This window comes from Mucilaginibacter sp. P1_A3 (assembly GCF_056406855.1).
The window spans coordinates 127,926-146,511 of sequence record NZ_JBFTZJ010000001.1 but is presented as its reverse complement, the minus strand read 5'-3'; the positions used below and the strand labels follow the sequence as shown (position 1 = coordinate 146,511).

General features: G+C 39.4%; 16 protein-coding genes. 14 read left to right on the top strand and 2 right to left on the bottom strand.

Annotation, left to right across the window (positions count from 1 at the left end):
• Positions 1–376: 376 nt before the first annotated feature.
• Positions 377–1,495: a trans-sulfuration enzyme family protein gene (locus AC1D0K_RS00675; protein ID WP_477394661.1), complete on the bottom strand. Its 1,119-nt coding sequence runs from the start codon at positions 1,493–1,495 to the stop codon at positions 377–379.
• A gap of 99 nt (positions 1,496–1,594) precedes the next feature.
• Here AC1D0K_RS00675 and AC1D0K_RS00670 point away from each other — a divergent pair, with 99 nt between their 5' ends.
• From AC1D0K_RS00670 to AC1D0K_RS00640, 7 genes are all read left to right on the top strand, one after another.
• Positions 1,595–2,122: a hypothetical protein gene (locus AC1D0K_RS00670; protein ID WP_477394659.1), complete on the top strand. Its 528-nt coding sequence runs from the start codon at positions 1,595–1,597 to the stop codon at positions 2,120–2,122.
• A 93-nt stretch (positions 2,123–2,215) separates the two neighbouring features.
• Positions 2,216–3,412: an aminofutalosine synthase MqnE gene (mqnE, locus tag AC1D0K_RS00665; protein WP_477394657.1), complete on the top strand. Its 1,197-nt coding sequence runs from the start codon at positions 2,216–2,218 to the stop codon at positions 3,410–3,412.
• Between the two features lie 89 nt (positions 3,413–3,501).
• On the top strand, positions 3,502–4,122 hold the full coding sequence (locus AC1D0K_RS00660; protein WP_477394655.1) for a histidine phosphatase family protein: 621 nt from the start codon (positions 3,502–3,504) through the stop codon (positions 4,120–4,122).
• A gap of 17 nt (positions 4,123–4,139) precedes the next feature.
• Entirely contained in the window at positions 4,140–4,919 is a 780-nt protein-coding gene (locus AC1D0K_RS00655) for a menaquinone biosynthetic enzyme MqnA/MqnD family protein (RefSeq protein WP_477394653.1), read from the top strand.
• A gap of 128 nt (positions 4,920–5,047) precedes the next feature.
• The gene (locus AC1D0K_RS00650) at positions 5,048–5,857 is read left to right on the top strand and encodes an SDR family oxidoreductase (protein WP_477394650.1); all 810 of its coding nucleotides are present in this window, start codon (positions 5,048–5,050) and stop codon (positions 5,855–5,857) included.
• A 227-nt stretch (positions 5,858–6,084) separates the two neighbouring features.
• Positions 6,085–6,564 (top strand): hypothetical protein, encoded by a 480-nt coding sequence (locus tag AC1D0K_RS00645; protein WP_295718554.1) that lies wholly within the window; start codon positions 6,085–6,087, stop codon positions 6,562–6,564.
• Between the two features lie 149 nt (positions 6,565–6,713).
• Positions 6,714–8,912 carry a bifunctional alpha,alpha-trehalose-phosphate synthase (UDP-forming)/trehalose-phosphatase gene (locus AC1D0K_RS00640; protein ID WP_477462974.1) on the top strand — a complete coding sequence of 733 codons (2,199 nt, stop codon included), beginning with the start codon at positions 6,714–6,716 and terminating at the stop codon, positions 8,910–8,912.
• 87 nt (positions 8,913–8,999) lie between these two features.
• Here AC1D0K_RS00640 and AC1D0K_RS00635 read toward each other — a convergent pair whose 3' ends face one another.
• A complete protein-coding gene (locus tag AC1D0K_RS00635; RefSeq protein ID WP_477398794.1) occupies positions 9,000–10,784 on the bottom strand; it encodes a glycoside hydrolase family 15 protein in 1,785 nt (594 codons plus the stop codon).
• Between the two features lie 147 nt (positions 10,785–10,931).
• Here AC1D0K_RS00635 and AC1D0K_RS00630 point away from each other — a divergent pair, with 147 nt between their 5' ends.
• The 7 genes from AC1D0K_RS00630 (at position 10,932) to AC1D0K_RS00600 (ending at position 18,586) form a co-directional block, all read left to right on the top strand.
• Positions 10,932–11,567, top strand: a complete 636-nt coding sequence (locus tag AC1D0K_RS00630) for a peroxiredoxin (protein WP_295718551.1) — start codon at positions 10,932–10,934, stop codon at positions 11,565–11,567.
• A gap of 142 nt (positions 11,568–11,709) precedes the next feature.
• The gene (locus AC1D0K_RS00625; protein WP_091142652.1) at positions 11,710–11,907 is read left to right on the top strand and encodes a cold-shock protein; all 198 of its coding nucleotides are present in this window, start codon (positions 11,710–11,712) and stop codon (positions 11,905–11,907) included.
• Positions 11,908–12,018: 111 nt separating this feature from the next.
• Positions 12,019–13,251 carry an MFS transporter gene (locus tag AC1D0K_RS00620; RefSeq protein ID WP_477398797.1) on the top strand — a complete coding sequence of 411 codons (1,233 nt, stop codon included), beginning with the start codon at positions 12,019–12,021 and terminating at the stop codon, positions 13,249–13,251.
• 115 nt (positions 13,252–13,366) lie between these two features.
• A complete protein-coding gene (gene hemF, locus AC1D0K_RS00615) occupies positions 13,367–14,281 on the top strand; it encodes an oxygen-dependent coproporphyrinogen oxidase (protein ID WP_477398799.1) in 915 nt (304 codons plus the stop codon).
• A 9-nt stretch (positions 14,282–14,290) separates the two neighbouring features.
• On the top strand, positions 14,291–14,689 hold the full coding sequence (locus AC1D0K_RS00610; protein ID WP_477398801.1) for a hypothetical protein: 399 nt from the start codon (positions 14,291–14,293) through the stop codon (positions 14,687–14,689).
• Positions 14,690–14,849: 160 nt separating this feature from the next.
• Positions 14,850–17,462 carry a DNA gyrase subunit A gene (gene gyrA, locus AC1D0K_RS00605; protein ID WP_477398803.1) on the top strand — a complete coding sequence of 871 codons (2,613 nt, stop codon included), beginning with the start codon at positions 14,850–14,852 and terminating at the stop codon, positions 17,460–17,462.
• Between the two features lie 5 nt (positions 17,463–17,467).
• Positions 17,468–18,586, top strand: a complete 1,119-nt coding sequence (locus tag AC1D0K_RS00600) for a tetratricopeptide repeat protein (protein WP_477398805.1) — start codon at positions 17,468–17,470, stop codon at positions 18,584–18,586.

Here is an 18,586-nt window from a genome sequence, read left to right as displayed (position 1 = left end):
CCTGCACCGTTAGGTGCTACCTGTTTGTAGAAAAAACGCGCCCTTAACCTTTGCCTCGTTAGAGGCTACCTGTCCGCTAACAAAGTCAAATACCTTGCTAATTTGCAGGTAACGCCTACGGCGCAATTTTGTTTTTTGTTGATTATTGCTACAAACAGGTAGCGCCTAACGGCGCATGCAATTGTGTAAACATAGGTTTAGCGGGAGGGCCCGCGTAAGTTCTACATTAGTTAATACACCGGAATAGTTGTTTGTGAGGACACAAACAACGGAGTAAAGTAGATATTTTTTTAATTACCAATTAGTTAAAGACTGTTGGACAAATAAGCAAAGATACTTTGTTGATTTAATCCTTGCTCCTTGATCTTTTCATCCTTTATCCATTTAAAGCCTGCTCCAAATCTTCTATCAAATCATCAATATGCTCTAATCCAACCGATACCCGCAGTAAATTGCGCGGTGTTTTTGTATCCGGCCCCTCAACAGTAGCACGATGCTCTATCAGGCTTTCCACGCCGCCAAGGCTGGTTGCTTTGGTGAATATTTTTAGCTTGTTGATGATGTTATGGGTATCATTTTCGTCGCCCTTAACTATAAAGGATAACATTCCTCCAAAGGCCAACATTTGGTCTTTAGCAATTTCATGCTGCGGATGTGATGCCAGGCCGGGATATAAAACCCTTTCTACTTTTGGGTGATATTCTAAAAACTCAGCTAATAATTGCGCATTGTACACATGCCCTTTAACCCGATATGGCAGCGTTTTAATACTGCGTACCAACCAAAAGCAGTCGGTTGGGGAGGGGATAGCACCACCCATTTCCTGTACCTGGCGAATTTTCGCCCACCAGTCGCTTTTTTCAGCGGTAATTAGCGCCCCACCCATCAGATCGCTATGGCCGCCAAAATATTTTGTGGCCGAATGCATCACTATATCAGCCCCTAATGCCAAGGGCTGCTGACATATTGGGGTGGCAAAGGTATTATCAACAACAACTTTAAGTCCTTTTGCCTTTGCAATACCCACCACCTTTTTAATATCAGTGATTTTAAGCAATGGGTTTGATGGTGTTTCTATCCATATCACACCGGTTTCGGGCTTAATGTGCTGCTGCAGGACTTCGCTGTCATTAACATCAATAAAATCGAAAGTTAAAATGCCTGCGAACAGGTTTTTAAGCTGGTTACGCAAACCGTGATACATATCGTCGGGGCAAATAATATGTGTGCCCGGTTTAAGCGATTGAAATACCGCCATACCAGCCGCATTGCCCGATGAAAACGAAGCAGCATCAACACCACCCTCCAACTGAGCAATAACATTTTCCAATAATGAACGATTAGGGTTTGATGACCGGCTATAGATATGCCCACCAGGAAAATCGCCATCTACACCACGCTCAAAAGTGGTAGACATTACAATCGGCTGTATCACAGCTCTTGATGATCCATCAATATGGTTACCTGCATGTATGGCTATAGTTTCAGTTTTCATTATCGTATTATATGTTATGAACTCAAAGTAAATAAGATTATTTGTGATTTGCTGTAGCACTCAACCTCTTTTTTACGAATAGGTATAAAAACCGCAACCATGAAAAAATCCCTTATCATTACCTTGCTTATTACCATATGTTTATCAGCCTGCAAAAAAGATGCACTTACAAACGATTATGATAAAAGTTATTCGGCCTGGTTAAGTTTTAAACGAGCTAACAACAACTCCTATTCATATACGACTATAAACGGCTCGGTGGTGTCAGGTGTTAGTGGAGAAACCAAAATCACAGTGAATAAAGGTGTTGTTATAGCAAGAGATTATACGTCTTATAAATATAGCCCCAACGCGACCGGTACAGGGAGTGTAAAAACTACCTTAAGTGAATGGCACGAAGATAAAACCAATTTAAATACGCACGGAAATGTAGCAGGACAGGTACTTACCTTAGATGATATTTACAAAAAAGCTAAGAATGAATGGCTTACTGCTGATAAAAAAACTAATGATATTTTCTTTGAGGCTACTATCAATGGCATGATATCAACATGCGGCTACAGGCCCAAAGGCTGCCAGGATGATTGTACTATTGGCATACATATCTGGTATATAAATGCACTGTAAACTCAATGTCATTACTTGCTATCATTAAGCGATGTACCTGTTGTATGAAGTATTGTTTTGTGCTTTTTATTACATTTGTGCAAAGTTTTTTGAATGGAAGCTGAGAGTAATTTACAATTATTATTACAAAATCCGGATCTGCCTGCTGATTTAAAGCACATTGCCGAAAAAGTTTTACGGAGCGAACGGATCACCTTTGATGAAGGTGTTACGCTATATGAGCAAGGCGACCTGGGCTACCTGGGCGTTTTGGCCAACTACATCCGCGAGAAACGCCATGGCGATAAAACCTATTTCAATCGTAATTTTCATATCGAGCCCACCAATCTTTGTGTTTATGATTGTAAATTTTGTTCGTACTCGCGCCTGCTGAAACAAAAATCAGAAGGGTGGGAGTACACCATGGATGAGATGTTTAATATGGTAACCAAATACGATGGTGAGCCGGTAACAGAAGTGCATATTGTAGGCGGTGTACTACCCCAATATGATGTACCTTTTTACCAGGAGCTTTTTAGCAGGATCAGGAAACACCGGCCCGAACTGCACATTAAAGCGCTGACACCTGTTGAATACCATTACATATTTAAGAAAGCTAAAATAGACTATGCAACCGGCATGCGCCTGATGCATGAAGCTGGTTTAGGTTCAATACCAGGCGGTGGTGCCGAAATTTTCCATCCCGAAGTTCGCGAACTGATCTCGAAGGATAAATGTACCGGCGACCAGTGGTTGGCTATTCATGAAGAATGGCATAAACTGGGTGGGCGCTCAAATGCTACCATGCTTTATGGCCATATTGAAAAATTCCACCATCGGGTTGACCATATGGAGCAGCTACGGCAGTTACAGGACAAAACAGGTGGTTTCCAAACGTTTATCCCCTTAAAATTCCGCAACCAGGATAACCAGATGTCGCATGTGCCTGAATCAAGTGTGGTTGAGGATCTTCGCAACTACGCTATAGCTCGTATATACCTGGATAATTTTGATCATATAAAAGCTTATTGGGCAATGATCAGTCGCACTACAGCGCAACTTTCTCTTAATTTTGGTGTGGATGATATTGATGGAACGCTTGATGATACCACAAAAATTTATTCTATGGCAGGTGCAGAAGAGCAACACCCGGGCATGAGCACCAAACAACTGGTTGAATTGATTAAAAATGTGGGCAGGTACCCCATAGAGCGCGACACGCTTTACAATGTGGTTACCGATTACAATAATTTTGAATTCCCGGAGACTGAGAAAAAGCCACAATATTACAAACTACCAGTAATTAATTAGCCCAAGGCAGACGGCCCGGGGCGCAACTTCAATAATAAACATGCAGATAAAGCTTTAAGCTTCGGCTTCAAGCAATCTGCTAAAAAAGAATGATACAAAAAACCTTATATATAGTACGCCACGGCCAAACAGAGCTTAACAGACAGGGCATTGTACAAGGACGCGGCATGAACACCGATTTGAATGACGAGGGCCGCAAACAAGCCAGTCAGTTTTACGAGGCTTATGAAGATGTTGCTTTTGATAAGATTTATGTATCAGCATTAAAACGTACCCAGCAAAGCGTGCAATCCTTTATTGATCTTGACATCCCTTACCAAAAATTAAGTGGTTTAGATGAGCTGGCCTGGGGCATACATGAAGGGCAGCCAAGTACTACCGAAAACAAAGCGGCCTTTTTACAGATCATGCGCGATTGGCTCGATGGCCGCTTAGATAGTAAATTTGAAGGTGGCGAAAGCCCCAATGAGGTTGCCATCCGCCAACGTGAAGCGTTACAGGTGATCATGAGTCACCCGGAAGAAAAAACAGTGCTAATTTGTATGCACGGCCGTGCCATGCGTTTATTACTATGCATTTTAACCGGCAAACCTTTAACAGAAATGGAAACATTTCCGCACCAGAATCTTGTTTTATACAAGGTTGTGACCGATGGCGAGAAATTCGAAATCGTAGATTTCAATAATGCCGAACATTTAAAACAATCCTGAAAGAAAGTACCTTACTTGTGAAAAAGATCAGAATATCAGCAGTTAGCTATACCAATACCAAACCCTTTATATACGGTTTACAACAAACCGGTTTCATAGATAAGATAGAACTAAGTTTGGACATGCCGTCAGACTGTGCTCAAAAACTCATAGATGATGTGGTTGACATCGGGTTAATCCCGGTAGCAGCTACCTTAAATCTACCACAGTGGGAAATAATATCTGATTATTGCATTGGTGCAGTAGGGCCAGTCAACTCTGTATTCATCTTTAGCAATTGCGCGGTGCAGGATATCAAATACCTGCAGCTTGATCCGCAATCCCGGTCATCCAATAACCTGGCCCTTGTGCTACTTAAAAACTTTTGGAAAGTAAGCCCCGAATTAATTAAGGATGCTGCCGATTATGGCACATCAGCCGAAGCAAATACCGCGTTCGTTCAAATAGGCGACCGCACTTTTGGCAAAAAAGAGAAGTATAAATACGCGTATGACCTTGCCGGGGAGTGGCAAAATTTTACCGGCCTTCCATTTATGTTCGCCGGTTGGATAGCCAACAAACCCATTCCGCAGGAATTTATGGATGAGTTTAATGCGGCACTCAAATACGGCCTCGACCACCGCCACGAGCTATTCAAAGAAATTCCGATGCGTGAAGATTTTGACATTATAGATTATCTGATGGACAAGATTGATTACGATTTAACAGCAGACAAGAAAAAAGCACTGTTTATGTTTCTTGATTTTATTAAACATTTAGAGGATGAACCTGAACCGCTCAGGATTGTACAGGATTAAAACAATACAGCGCGGGATTACATAAGATTGAGCAGAAAAAACATTAATAATGTCAATTCCTTTAATGAAGGCAAAACATTATTCTTCCAATTACATTGGTTATATTGAACAATTAAAACTGTTGTTAAATGAACCAAACTCCATCATTAAAAAATCAGGCCGCCCTGGTAACAGGTTCCGATAGCGGAATAGGTAAAGGTGTTGCTTTGGCTCTGGCTGCCGCCGGAGCCAAATTAGTTATAAACTATGCCCATAACCATGATGCTGCCGAAGAGGTAGTAAGCCAAATAAAAGCTTCAGGCGGCGAAGCGTTTGCTATTCAGGCAGATGTGAGCCATGAAGAAGAAGTAAAGGCCATGTTTGCGCAAATGTTTGCGCGGTATGGTACTATTGATATTTTAGTTAATAATGCCGGCGTACAAAAAGATTCCAAATTTGTGGATATGACTTTGGACGACTGGAATAAAGTGATTGGTATTAATTTAACCGGTCAGTTTTTATGCTCACGCGAAGCTGCTAAAGAGTTCATACGCAGGGGAGTAATTGAAGATAGGAGTAGGGCTGCCGGCAAGATAATTTGTATGAGCAGTGTACATGAAATAATTCCCTGGGCTGGTCACGTTAATTATGCAACAAGCAAGGGGGGCATCAGCATGTTCATGAAAAGTATAGCTCAGGAGCTGGCTCCGCATAAGATCAGGGTTGTGGGTATTGGCCCCGGTGCTATAAAAACCCCTATCAATAAATCTGCCTGGGATACACCTGAAGCTTTAGATAAACTACTCACACTTATCCCATATAACAGGATAGGCCAACCCAATGATATTGGGCAACTTGCGGCCTGGCTGGCATCCGATCAAGCCGATTACATAACCGGCACCACAATATTTATGGATGGTGGCATGACCTTATACCCAGGCTTCGCCGATAATGGTTAAATTGAGGTTAATTTTATATAAACAAGCTGTTTTTAGCCTTGCTAAACCGATTTTTGTAAATGTTTTTCGTTTAACATATTGTAAAATATACACTAAGTAGATTGCAAAAATCTAAATTTTATACGTCAAATCGACTGTTATTATCAAATATTCATAAAAGTTAAATTTTATTTGCCAAATCACTAATTGTAGCATACTTTTGTTGTGGATTTAAAATTTAAACATACATGAAAAAGATATTTTTAACAACCGCAATTGCCGCTTTATTAAGTGTTAATGTATTTGCTGCCGATGGTGGTAAAAGAGTAGATGGAGGCACAAACGTTTCTTACGTAGCCTTACATGGTTTCACAGTTGATTTTGCTGATGCAAAAGATGTAAACTGGACAGTAACTAAAAATTGCCAGAAAGCTACTTTCACTGTTGATGGCGTTAGAAAAACCGCTTTTTACAACCTTAACGGTGAGTACCTTGGTGTTACTCAACGTGTTGATCCTAAAGCGATCCCTGCAAAAACAATGAAACAAATCAACAAAGATTATGCTGGTTACCAAATTGGCGAAGTTATTGTTTACCAGGCTAATACTGATGTAAACTCAAACATTGATCAAACTTCATACTTCGTTGATCTTAAAAATGATGCCCATGAAGTGCTTGTAAGGATAACCCAACAAGCTAACCTTGAATTTTTTCAACAAGTGAAATAATTTCTAAGGAATTGTAAAATTATTAAAGCCGCTCAGTAAATCTGGGCGGCTTTTTTGTGTTACAAATGTTGCAATTCTCATCTTTTGGCAAACAACTTGGCTGTTTACACCTTTATAAAATATATAAGTTGTAAATATTAATAAGTATTATGCCAAAGACTATCATTGTATCTAACCGATTACCTGTAAAGATTTCCAAAATTGATGATGAATATATACTATCATCAAGCGAAGGTGGGCTTGCAACCGGTTTAGGATCAATATACAAACAAGACGATAATGTGTGGATTGGATGGCCGGGAGTGGAGATTATCGATCAACATGATAAAGATGAGGTAACCAATCAGTTAAAAGAATTAAGTCTTATTCCCGTGTTTCTTGATCAGGAAGAGATTAACCAATACTATGAAGGCTTTTCAAATGAGGTTTTATGGCCTGTTTTCCATTACTATGCCTCAACCTATGCAAATTACAAACAATCCAACTGGGATTATTACCAGGCTGTTAATAAAAAATTCAGGGATGTAGTACTTAGTGTCGCCGAACCCGGCGACGTGATTTGGGTACATGATTACCAGTTATTACTATTGCCCGCCCTGGTAAGACATGAATTGCCTGATGTTTCTATAGGTTTTTTCCTTCATATTCCATTTCCTTCGCATGAAATGTTCAGGCTCATACCATGGCGTTCAGAATTACTTGAAGGAATGCTTGGGGCCGACCTGATAGGTTTTCATACGTTTGATGATGTACGGCATTTTATAGGAGCTACAACCCGCATTTTACCGGTAATATCGTCATCAAACATCATTACAACAGGTGAGCGATCAATTGTTGTTGAATCATTCCCGATGGGGATAGATGAAAAAAAATATGCTTCGTTGCCTTTACAAAAAGATGTTCAACATCAAATAGAACTGATTAAAGACAATTTTAAAGATACCAAACTTATTCTTTCCGTTGATCGGCTTGATTACAGCAAAGGGATATTGCAGCGCTTGCAGGCTTTTGAGCTTTTGTTGCAACTATGTCCCGAATGCATAGGAAAAATAGCGCTTTATATGATTGTTGTGCCATCGCGGGATACTGTTCCTCAGTATGCTCATTTACGTGATGAAATAGACAAAAAGGTGGGTAATATCAACTCTATTTATAGAACAATGGATTGGAGCCCTATACATTATTACTATCGCTCTTTCCCTATTGAGATGCTTTCGGCCCTATATTACACTGCCGACGTATGTTTAGTAACACCCATGAGGGATGGCATGAACCTGGTAAGCAAGGAGTATGTAGCCAGCCGTATAAACGACGATGGCGTATTGATTATGAGCGAGATGGCTGGTTCATCTAAGGAATTAATTGATGCTATAATTGTAAACCCCAATAATACCGGTGAGGTTTGCTGGGCGATATTACAGGCTATTAACATGCCTTTGAGTGAACAGAAAAGACGGATGATACCAATGCGACAGTTGGTAACCAAATTTAATGTTTCGCACTGGGTTAAAATATTTATGGATCGGCTGAAAGAGGTAAAACTAATGCAGCGGTCATTGCAAGCAAGGCATGTAAGTAACACTACCGAGCAATCAATCATTAATCGCTATATTAAAACCAAAAAACGCATTATATTTTTAGATTATGATGGTACGCTTGTAGGTTTTAAATCAAACATTGATCAGGCGAGTCCGGATAGAGAACTTTACAATATTATCAACAAACTCACCGAAGATCCTGCCAACCAGGTAGTGTTGATTAGTGGCCGCAAGCATGAAAATCTCGACGACTGGTTTAAGCATACCAACATGTACCTGATTGCTGAACATGGCTCGTGGTTTAAGCAGCAGGGCACATCATGGCATAAAATTGGAGGTTTATCTGACCAATGGAAACAAGATATATATCCAATTCTGGAAACTTATGTAGATCGTACACCGGGCTCATTCATCGAAGAAAAAACATACTCACTGGTGTGGCATTATCGCAAAGCTCAGGCAGGCCTGGGCGAACTCAGGGCAGGCGAGTTAATGAACAACTTAAAATATCACGCAAGTGACAAAGGGTTACAATTACTGGCAGGGGATAAGGTACTGGAAGTGAAGAACATGGATATTAACAAGGGCAAGGCGGCTTTAACGCTTACCGAAGGCAAAGATTATGATTTCATTATAGCTTTTGGTGATGATTATACCGATGAAGATATATTTAAAGCTCTCCCCGATAGCGCAATTACCATTAAGGTTGGAAGTAATTTATCGGCAGCCAAGTTTTATCTGCGCAATCCCAAAGAAGTTCGCAAACTACTTACCAGTTTTACAAAAAATGCTGTGGTAGAAGAAGTATAACATGATTACAAAAGTTTGCGGGATTTACAGGGATTTTTAGTCTTCAAACATTAAAACCTTGTTAATCCAGCAAATCTTTAAATCATATTACAAAAATATAGGTCTGTCTAATTTAATGGCTATCCGGTAGGCGGCATTCATTAAACCAACGTGACTGTAAGCTTGTGGAAAATTACCCCATTGGCTACCTGTTTCCTCATCAACATCTTCACTGAATAATAGCAAGTGATTTGAATACTGCAATAGGTTGGCAAACTCACGTTGTGCATCATCAATACGCCCAACACTGGCCAGGGCTTCAACATACCAAAAAGCGCATATCAGGAAAGTTGTTTTAGGTTTACCAAAATCATCTTTATATAAATACCTGTAAAATAACCCATTAGGTGTTTTTAATTCTTTTTCTAATGCAAGTAAATGATCCTTTGCTCTTTGGGATTCCGGGTCAAGATAATTCATCATGATCAACTGCAAGGTACTGGCATCAAGGTTTGAGCTACCTGCCGAATTGGTGTAAACTTTCCTGATAGGGTCATAGCAGCTTTCAATATGTACAGCAGCTCGATTTTTTAGCGATATGGCTTTATCAATCAACTCTTTATTATCAATAGCCCGGGCCATTTTTTCTGCAGCCGATGCGCCTGCCCATTGAAATAAATTACTGTAGCAATGTATATTTGCCATATTTCTGAACTCCCAAATACCAGCGTCTTTTTCGTCAATTGTGCGCTCAATTTTGTGAAGTAAAGATTCTATCCATCTTACAGAATCCTTTCGTTCAGAAAAAACAAAGCGATGATCTGTATATAATGGAAGCATAGAAATCATCACTTGTCCATAAATGTCATTTTGAATGTGCTCTGAAGCCTGGTTGCCAATGCGCACCGGCTGATTGCCCAAATATCCATCCAGGTTAGTCAATATCTCCTCAACCAGGTCTTTTTTACCGGTAATACTATAAAGCGGTTGGTATCGCTCATCATCAGAAAAAGAAATATCAGTTACATAACTAAAATACTTTTCCATTTCTTCAAAATGGCCTATATGATTAAGCGCGGTAATTACGTAATAGGTATCACGCAACCAGCAATATCTATAATCCCAGTTACGACCACTTCCGGGCGACTCTGGCAAGCTGGTTGTACTTGCTGCTATAATGGCGCCAGTATCCTCAAACTGGTGAATTTTTAAGGCCAGACCAGAGCGGATAACAAAGGGCTGATAATAAGTAGCGATAGATGAGTGCTTAATCCATGTTCGCCAATATTGTATGGTTTCTGCTAAAAAACGCTCGGTTGTAGTTATAAGGGGAGCTTCCAATGGTTCGCCATAAGTAAGGGCAAGATATTTAACTTCATTTAATACAAATGGCTGCTCATCAAATACATAACTAATGGGAATATTGGTTGTAAGCCTTATGCTTTCTTCGCCGCCGAGGTACTGTATATGATTGCTACCACGATTAACGGTTAGTTTTACTGCACCGTATTCAGATACAGGCTCACATTTCACCCTTACTCTTGGTGAACCTTCAATGGCCTCAATTTTCCTGAATAGCATAAGAGGTTTATAATAACGCTGATGTTGGTAAAATCGGGGGGCGAAATCTGTTACACGGTACTTACCGCCACTGGCAGGGCTTATTTCTGTAATTAAAACATTGGTATTCTCCAGGTAATATTGATGTGAGGTAAATTCTCCTTCGGGCTGAATTGAAAACTCGCCGCCTTTCTTTTTATCCAGCAATCCGCCAAAAATAAAAGTGCTGTCAAATCGGGGCCAGCAAAGCCATTCTACATTCGTATTTTTATGTATATGGGCCAAAAACGCACAGTTTCCAATTATCCCGGTATCATAGGTATGACGTTCCATTAATAGTTTTGCTTTAGTTTGTATACTGTTCAACACCGTTGACTGTGTAATGTTGTTGAGCAGGTATACAATTTCTGTATAATTTTGATTTATTAAACATTGTATATTAACTTAGTAGTCTTTAATCAACCTTAAATTATATAAGCAATGAGTTTACGATTAGGCGATAAAGCCCCAGATTTTAAAGCAAAAACCTCCGCTGGAGACATTGATTTTTACGAATACCTTGGTGATAGCTGGGGAGTATTATTTTCGCACCCAGGCGATTATACACCGGTTTGTACAACCGAACTTGGCAGAACAGCAGCCTTAAAAGACGAATTTACCAAGCGCAATGTTAAAATTCTGGCCCTTAGCGTTGATTCTGTTGAATCACATGCCGGCTGGATAAATGATATTAATGAAACACAGGGCGTAGAAGTTAATTTTCCAATTATTGCAGATGAAGATCGTAAAATCTCTGAAGCCTATGATATGATCCACCCAAACGCATCAGTAAATGCAACTGTACGTTCATTATTCATCATAGGCCCTGATAAGGCAGTTAAATTAATTATCACATACCCTGCATCAACGGGTAGAAATTTCCAGGAAATTTTAAGGGTGATTGACTCATTACAATTAACCGCGAATTATGGAGTAGCCACCCCAGTTGATTGGAAGGATGGAGAGGACGTAGTTGTGGTGCCCGCAATAAAAACAGAGGACATTCCAGCCAAATTTCCAAAGGGTTTCACAGCCATAAAACCTTATTTACGCATTACTCCACAACCAAATAAATAATTTTATTTGGTTTATCATTTATTTTATATATTTGAGAAAGATAGGGTTATCTATTCCGTCTGAACATTAAAACCATTTTATTTTCAGTTTGGCTTTAGTATTTAATCTAACAACAAAAATTTTTAATACGATAATTATAATTATGAAAACTGGAAAAGTAAAATGGTTTAACACACAAAAAGGTTATGGCTTTATTGTTACCGATGATGGTAAAGATCTTTTTGTACACTTTAAGGATGTACAGGGCGGCGTAAATGCCATTAAAGATAATGATAGCGTTACTTACGAAGTGGAAGAAGGCAGAAAAGGATTACAAGCAGTAAATGTTAAAAAAGCATAGTTAACCAAAGTTCTTAACAAGAGACCTCTGCAATCACAGGGGTTTTTTTTGTGCTTTTTTTTGAAATTATATACATAATTCTACTACTTTAGCCATCCAATTACTACAATTATGACTGATGCTACCGCTGCCAAAGCGACAAGAAATATGATATTCCTGGTTCTTGTTGCCTCCCTCGGCTATTTTGTTGATATCTATGATCTTTTAGTTTTCTCGATAGTACGCAAAGCCAGTTTGCTGGATATAGGCGTTTCTGCAGCTGATGTATTGCCTAAAGGCATTTTCATCATCAATGTTCAAATGTTCGGGCTTTTATTAGGTGGCATTTTATGGGGCGTAATTGGCGATAAGCTTGGCCGTATTAAAGTACTGTTTGGTTCCATTTTGTTATACTCTGTAGCCAATTTTGCTAATGCTTATGTACATGATGTAAACACATACGCCTTAGTACGCTTTATTGCAGGTATTGGCCTGGCTGGTGAACTTGGTGCTGGTATTACCCTGGTAAGCGAAACCTTAAGTAAAGAAAAACGTGGATACGGAACTATGATTGTGGCAGTTATTGGTTTATTTGGTGCTGCAGCGGCGGTTATGGTAGCCAAACATGGCTGGCAAAATGCCTATAAGGTAGGCGCCGGACTTGGCTTGCTTTTATTATTATTGAGAATTGGCACTTTTGAATCGGGCATGTTTAAAAACATGGAGCAAAGCAAGGTATCAAAAGGAAACTTTTTCATGCTTTTTACCAGCTGGGACAGGTTCAAAAAATACATTTATTGCATTTTAATAGGTGCACCATTATGGTATGTAGTAGGCGTATTGGTAACCTTATCGCCCGAGTTTGGTAAAGCAATGGGGGCAAAAGAAACCCTAAGTGCTGCCGACGGGATTTTATATTCATACATTGGCATAGCCATTGGCGATATTTTCGCGGGGCTGCTTGCACAAATTACCAAATCAAGAAAACTTACCATGGTGGTGTTCTTATTGCTATCTGTGGTAAGCGTTATATTCTATTTAAGTTCAAAAGATCTAACCAATGCTCGCTTTGTCTGGCTCTGCTTTTTCATGGGCTGCTCCGTTGGGTATTGGGCTACGTTTGTTACTATTGCGGCCGAACAATTCGGTACAAATATTCGTTCCACGGTAACCACCACAGTTCCAAATTTTGTGAGGGGATCATTAATTCCTATAAATATGGCTTTTGCCGCTTTTGCAAAAAGCTATGGCATGGTAACAAGCGGGTATATAATGATGGTGATACTTACACTAATTGCGTTGTTTTCATTAAGTCAGCTAAAGGAAACTTTTGGCAAAGATTTGGATTATGTGGAGATAAGCTAATCTGAAAATTTAACAATTTGAAGATTTAAAAATAGTTGAGAAAGCAAATGAACGCCATTGTTAAATTCTAAATCTTCAAATTCCCAAATAAAACTAATAAACTACATTTGCATTGATGATAAGCAAAGAACAAATAGCCGCCGATTATAAACAGATACAGGACGAGATATGTGCAGCGCTTGAACTAACCGATGGACAGGCTAAGTTCGAAGAAGAGAATTGGGAACGTGATGGTGGTGGCGGCGGTAGAACGCGTGTAATTCAAAATGGTAATGTTTTTGAAAAGGGCGGGGTAAATTTTTCTGCGGTGCATGGTCAATTGCCCGATACCATGAAAAAAGCTTTGCAGGTGGAATCAGATGATTTTTTCGCTACCGGGGTCTCTATAGTGATCCACCCAAGCCACCCTTTGGTGCCGATCATACATATGAACATCAGGTATTTCGAGATGCCATCATCCCTTATAAGTAATGGAAAACCGATAAGATGGTTTGGCGGAGGTATTGACCTTACACCACACTATGTTATTGAGGAGGATGCCCGCTTTTTTCATACCAATTTAAAAGCGGTCTGCGACAGCTACTATCATGATTTCTATCATCGTTTTAAACTTTGGGCCGACGATTATTTCTATATAAAACATCGTAATGAGACTCGTGGAATTGGCGGAATCTTTTATGATCGCTTAACCGCTAACGATGAGTTAAGCTGGGAAAACATCTTTGATTTTTCAAAAGCCCTGGGAAGGTCATTTATTCCTACTTACACAGAATTGGTTAACCGCAATCGTAACAATCCGTTTACTGATGAGCAGCAGCAATGGCAATATCAACGCCGCAGCCGCTATGCCGAGTTTAACCTGGTTTATGACGCAGGTACTAAATTTGGCCTTGAAACAAATGGTCGTATTGAATCTATTTTAATGAGCCTGCCGCCAACAGCCAAATGGCTATATAACTACCAGGCAGTACCCGGCAGCGAAGAAGAAAAAACTTTGTCTCTACTTAAAAAAGGCATTGCCTGGGCTTAAAATCTGTGTATGAAAAAGCTTATTCTTCCAATTGTAGCCATTATTGCTTTGTGCTCTTTCAATATAGGTGATAGCCCGCTAAAAGGAACATGGGAATATGCGGGTGGCCTTTTTAATGATAAAACAGATAGCGTTTCAACCGCATATACGTTACAACGCATATATGATAAATCTCATTATAAAGCGGTGCTAAAAGAAAAAGGGGAGAAGGACGTTATCTACGAAAAAGGCGATTACAAACTTGTGGCTGATACTTGTTTTGAAACGCAAACTTACAGCCTGCAATCCTCAAAGCTACTTAACAAGGTTGTAAAATATAACTATTCAATTAGTAATGATACTCTTAAATTATTAACTGTTTTGCCAAATGGCAATAAGATTGAAGATCACTGGGTAAAGATCAAATAAATTAGCCTGCAACGTTAATAAATTAGGTTGCGTGCATAAATTCGACAGCATATTCTTGCTAAAAATGGCACAATAGTCAACTATTTTCTTAACTTCGCAGGTCGTTTAAATTCAATTTTAACGTACAATTATAGAGAGAAGATTCCACAAATAAATAAAAATGGCCGAAGGAACAGAAAACGATAATTCACACAAAGAAGACAGAATAATTTCGATAAATATTGATGAGGAAATGCGATCGGCTTACATTGATTATTCAATGTCAGTAATCGTTTCCAGGGCACTACCCGATGTTCGCGATGGACTAAAGCCCGTACACAGGCGTGTTTTATTTGGTATGCTTGATCTGGGCTTAAACAACAATAAGCCTTATAAAAAATCTGCCCGTATTGTAGGTGAGGTAATGGGTAAGTATCACCCCCATGGTGATAAATCTGTTTATGATACTATGGTTCGTATGGCGCAGGAGTGGAGTTTACGCTACCTGTTAGTTGAAGGCCAGGGTAACTACGGTTCTATCGATGGTGATGAACCAGCGGCAATGCGTTATACTGAGGCTCGTTTGCAAAAGCTTGCTGAAGAAATGCTTGCTGATATTAATAAAGACACTATTGATTTTCAGTTAAACTTTGATGATTCGTTACAGGAACCAACCGTTTTACCTGCGAAATTTCCCAACCTTTTGGTTAATGGCGCATCGGGTATCGCGGTGGGTATGGCTACCAATATGGCCCCCCATAACCTATCAGAAGTTATTGACGCCACTATTGCATTAATAGATAACAGACAGATAGAGGTTTCTGAACTGATGAAATATGTTAAAGGACCAGATTTCCCTACAGGTGGTATCATCTATGGATTTGAAGGTCCTCGTGAAGCGTTAGAAACAGGCCGGGGCAGGATAGTAATTCGCTCAAGAGCTGAAATTGAAATGCATCATGGTGAAAGAGAGCGCATTATTGTAACCGAAGTACCTTACCAGGTAAATAAGGCTTTAATGATTGAACGCACTGCCGAATTGGTTAATGATAAAAAACTGGAAGGCATATCAGCCATCCGTGATGAATCAAGCAGGGAGGGTATTCGTATTGTATATGAAATAAAACGTGATGCAAATGCAGCTATCGTATTAAACAATTTGTTTAAATACACCGCGTTGCAAACATCTTTCAGCGTTAACAATATCGCGTTGGTTAACGGCCGCCCGATGATGCTTAACCTGAGAGACCTTATCCATCATTTTGTTGATCACAGACATGAGGTAGTTGTACGCCGTACAAAATTTGAGCTTTCTGAAGCCGAAAAACGCGCACATATCTTAGAAGGTTTATTAATTGCATTAGATCATTTAGACGAAGTTATTCGTTTGATACGCGCATCACAAACGCCTGATGAAGCAAGAGAGGGGTTAATAACTCAATTTGGCTTAAGCGATATCCAGGCCCGGGCCATTTTGGATATGACGCTTCGCCGGTTAACCGGACTTGAACGCGATAAGATCAAGGATGAATATGCAGCTCTAATGAAATTGATTGAACACTTAAAATCGATTCTGGCTGATGAAGGCTTAAGGATGCAGATCATTAAGGACGAACTTATAGAGATCAAAGAAAAATATGGCGACGAGCGTAGGACCGAAATGGTTCACTCTTCGGCCGAAATGCAAACTGAAGACTTTATTGAAGATGAAGATGTGGTGATAACCATATCCAGGGAAGGTTACATTAAACGTACGCCTTTAACCGAATACCGCCGTCAGGGCAGGGGAGGAAAGGGTTCAATTGGCAGCAATAGCCGTGATGCCGATTTCATTGAGCACTTATTGGTTGCATCCAACCACAACTATATGTTGTTCTTTACCGAATCCGGACAGTGTTACTGGTTACGCGTATTTGAAATTCCTGAAGGAACACGTACTTCTAAAGGCCGTGCTATCCAAAACATTATCAATATACCTAAAGAGGAAAATATTAAGGCTTATATCAAGCTTATCAGTCTTAAGGATAAAGAGTACCTGGAGAATAACTTTATTATCATGTGTACCAAGAAAGGTACCATTAAGAAAACATCTCTTGAGGCTTACTCACGTCCGCGTGCAAATGGCATTAACGCCATCAACATCAATGAAGGTGACTCACTATTAGAGGCAACTTTAACCACCGGCAGCAGCGAAATTGTAATGGCGCTTAAGTCGGGTAGGGCTATTCGCTTCAATGAATCTACAGTTAGACCTATGGGCCGTACTGCTACCGGAGTTCGTGGTATTACGCTTGATGATGAAACTGATGAAGTAGTTGGCATGATCAGCATTGATGATGCGGAAACAACAGTATTGGTAGTATCAGAAAAAGGTTATGGTAAACGTACCGATATCGATGACTACAGGGTAACTAATCGAGGTGGTAAAGGTGTAAAAACTTTAAATATTACTGAAAAAACCGGAAACCTTGTTGCCATAAAAGGTGTTACTGATAAAGAAGATCTGATGATCATCAATAAATCAGGCATAATTATCCGTATAGCCATCAGTGAACTGCGCACAATGGGCAGGGCTACCCAAGGTGTACGTTTGATTACCTTGAAAGGAAATGACGAAATTGCTTCGGTAGCAAAAATTGAGCATGACGAGGATGAAGAGAAGGAAATTGATGAGAATGCTGAAATAACAACTCCTGTTGACGAAAATGAAGTTGAAGAAAACACAGAAGAATCAACTGAAGATAAGATAACAGGCGAAAGCGAAGAACCAACAACAGACGAACCAACTGAATAACTAATATGCAGTGCCGTAAAATTGTTTTATCGGTTTTAATACCATTTATTACTACAACTTTTGCTTTCGGACAATCAGAAGCGTTAAAGGTTGTAGTTAATAACCTTGCCTTTTATAAGCAGCACAAGGATTTGAAATATTTAAGAGCGGCAAAAAAATCTGCCGATAGCTTAGTGGTTACCCGTTCAGATTCGGCTGATTTGAAAAAGAATACCTACAGGGCATTAATCAATGCAAGTATTTTGTATATTGATTCAGCTAACACAACAGGCCAACCGGCAACGCTGTTAGCAGAAACATCTAACCTGGTAGATAAATTATCTACTAAAAGCAAAATCTATAATTATCAGGCCGAAATTGATTATTCAAAACGCTGTCTTGCGAACGTTTATATCCGTAAAGGTTTTGAGTTTGTAAATAATTCTGATTTTGCGAATGGCCGGCAATCGTTTGAAAATGCAAAAAAGTATGCCCCCAATTTTAAGCAGATTAATGACTATATAGCCTATTCAAACAATAAAATGGGTAATTTGGTTGATGCTGCTAAGTATTACAGTAATTTATTAGCGGTTGATAGCACCCGTACTGAATACATTGAAACAGCATCAAGTATCTATAAATCACTGGGCGATACATCAAAAGCATTACAAATACTACAAAAGGGCAGGAAGCTTGTGCCGACTGACAGATTTTTATTGCTTGATGAAGCCAATATCTATAATAATTTAAAAGATTATAAGTCGTTAGAGCCCTTAATAGGACAACTACTTGATATTAATGCAAATAACGCCGATATTGCATTTGTAGCTGCTAATTGTTATGATCATTTAAACAAATACGATCAGGCCGAATCCTTATATTTACATACTATTGAGTTAAATGGCTCGGCCTATGAGCCTGTATTTAATTTAGGTTTGATGTATCTAAAACAAAGCGCTGTAACAAAGGAAGAAGCAGATAGCAACAAAAATATTGGAATGGCTATTCAATGGCTCGAAAAGGCCAACGAGTTATCGCCAAATAATATTAAAGGTTTACAGGCACTCCAAATAGTATACGCCAAAACCAACAATAAAGATCAATTAGACAAAATAAACAATAAATTAAAACAGCTAACTAATTAA

What these genes read in the sequence shown, in the direction of transcription:
- AC1D0K_RS00675 (WP_477394661.1), bottom strand. Translation starts at nt 1,495, where the DNA reads ATGAAAACTGAAACTATAGCCATACATGCAGGTAACCATATTGATGGA.
- AC1D0K_RS00610 (WP_477398801.1), top strand. Translation starts at nt 14,291, where the DNA reads ATGAAAAAGCTTATTCTTCCAATTGTAGCCATTATTGCTTTGTGCTCT.
- AC1D0K_RS00670 (WP_477394659.1), top strand. Translation starts at nt 1,595, where the DNA reads ATGAAAAAATCCCTTATCATTACCTTGCTTATTACCATATGTTTATCA.
- AC1D0K_RS00620 (WP_477398797.1), top strand. Translation starts at nt 12,019, where the DNA reads ATGACTGATGCTACCGCTGCCAAAGCGACAAGAAATATGATATTCCTG.
- AC1D0K_RS00640 (WP_477462974.1), top strand. Translation starts at nt 6,714, where the DNA reads ATGCCAAAGACTATCATTGTATCTAACCGATTACCTGTAAAGATTTCC.
- gyrA (WP_477398803.1), top strand. Translation starts at nt 14,850, where the DNA reads ATGGCCGAAGGAACAGAAAACGATAATTCACACAAAGAAGACAGAATA.
- AC1D0K_RS00650 (WP_477394650.1), top strand. Translation starts at nt 5,048, where the DNA reads ATGAACCAAACTCCATCATTAAAAAATCAGGCCGCCCTGGTAACAGGT.
- AC1D0K_RS00625 (WP_091142652.1), top strand. Translation starts at nt 11,710, where the DNA reads ATGAAAACTGGAAAAGTAAAATGGTTTAACACACAAAAAGGTTATGGC.
- AC1D0K_RS00660 (WP_477394655.1), top strand. Translation starts at nt 3,502, where the DNA reads ATGATACAAAAAACCTTATATATAGTACGCCACGGCCAAACAGAGCTT.
- hemF (WP_477398799.1), top strand. Translation starts at nt 13,367, where the DNA reads ATGATAAGCAAAGAACAAATAGCCGCCGATTATAAACAGATACAGGAC.
- AC1D0K_RS00600 (WP_477398805.1), top strand. Translation starts at nt 17,468, where the DNA reads ATGCAGTGCCGTAAAATTGTTTTATCGGTTTTAATACCATTTATTACT.
- AC1D0K_RS00645 (WP_295718554.1), top strand. Translation starts at nt 6,085, where the DNA reads ATGAAAAAGATATTTTTAACAACCGCAATTGCCGCTTTATTAAGTGTT.
- AC1D0K_RS00635 (WP_477398794.1), bottom strand. Translation starts at nt 10,784, where the DNA reads ATGGAACGTCATACCTATGATACCGGGATAATTGGAAACTGTGCGTTT.
- AC1D0K_RS00630 (WP_295718551.1), top strand. Translation starts at nt 10,932, where the DNA reads ATGAGTTTACGATTAGGCGATAAAGCCCCAGATTTTAAAGCAAAAACC.
- mqnE (WP_477394657.1), top strand. Translation starts at nt 2,216, where the DNA reads ATGGAAGCTGAGAGTAATTTACAATTATTATTACAAAATCCGGATCTG.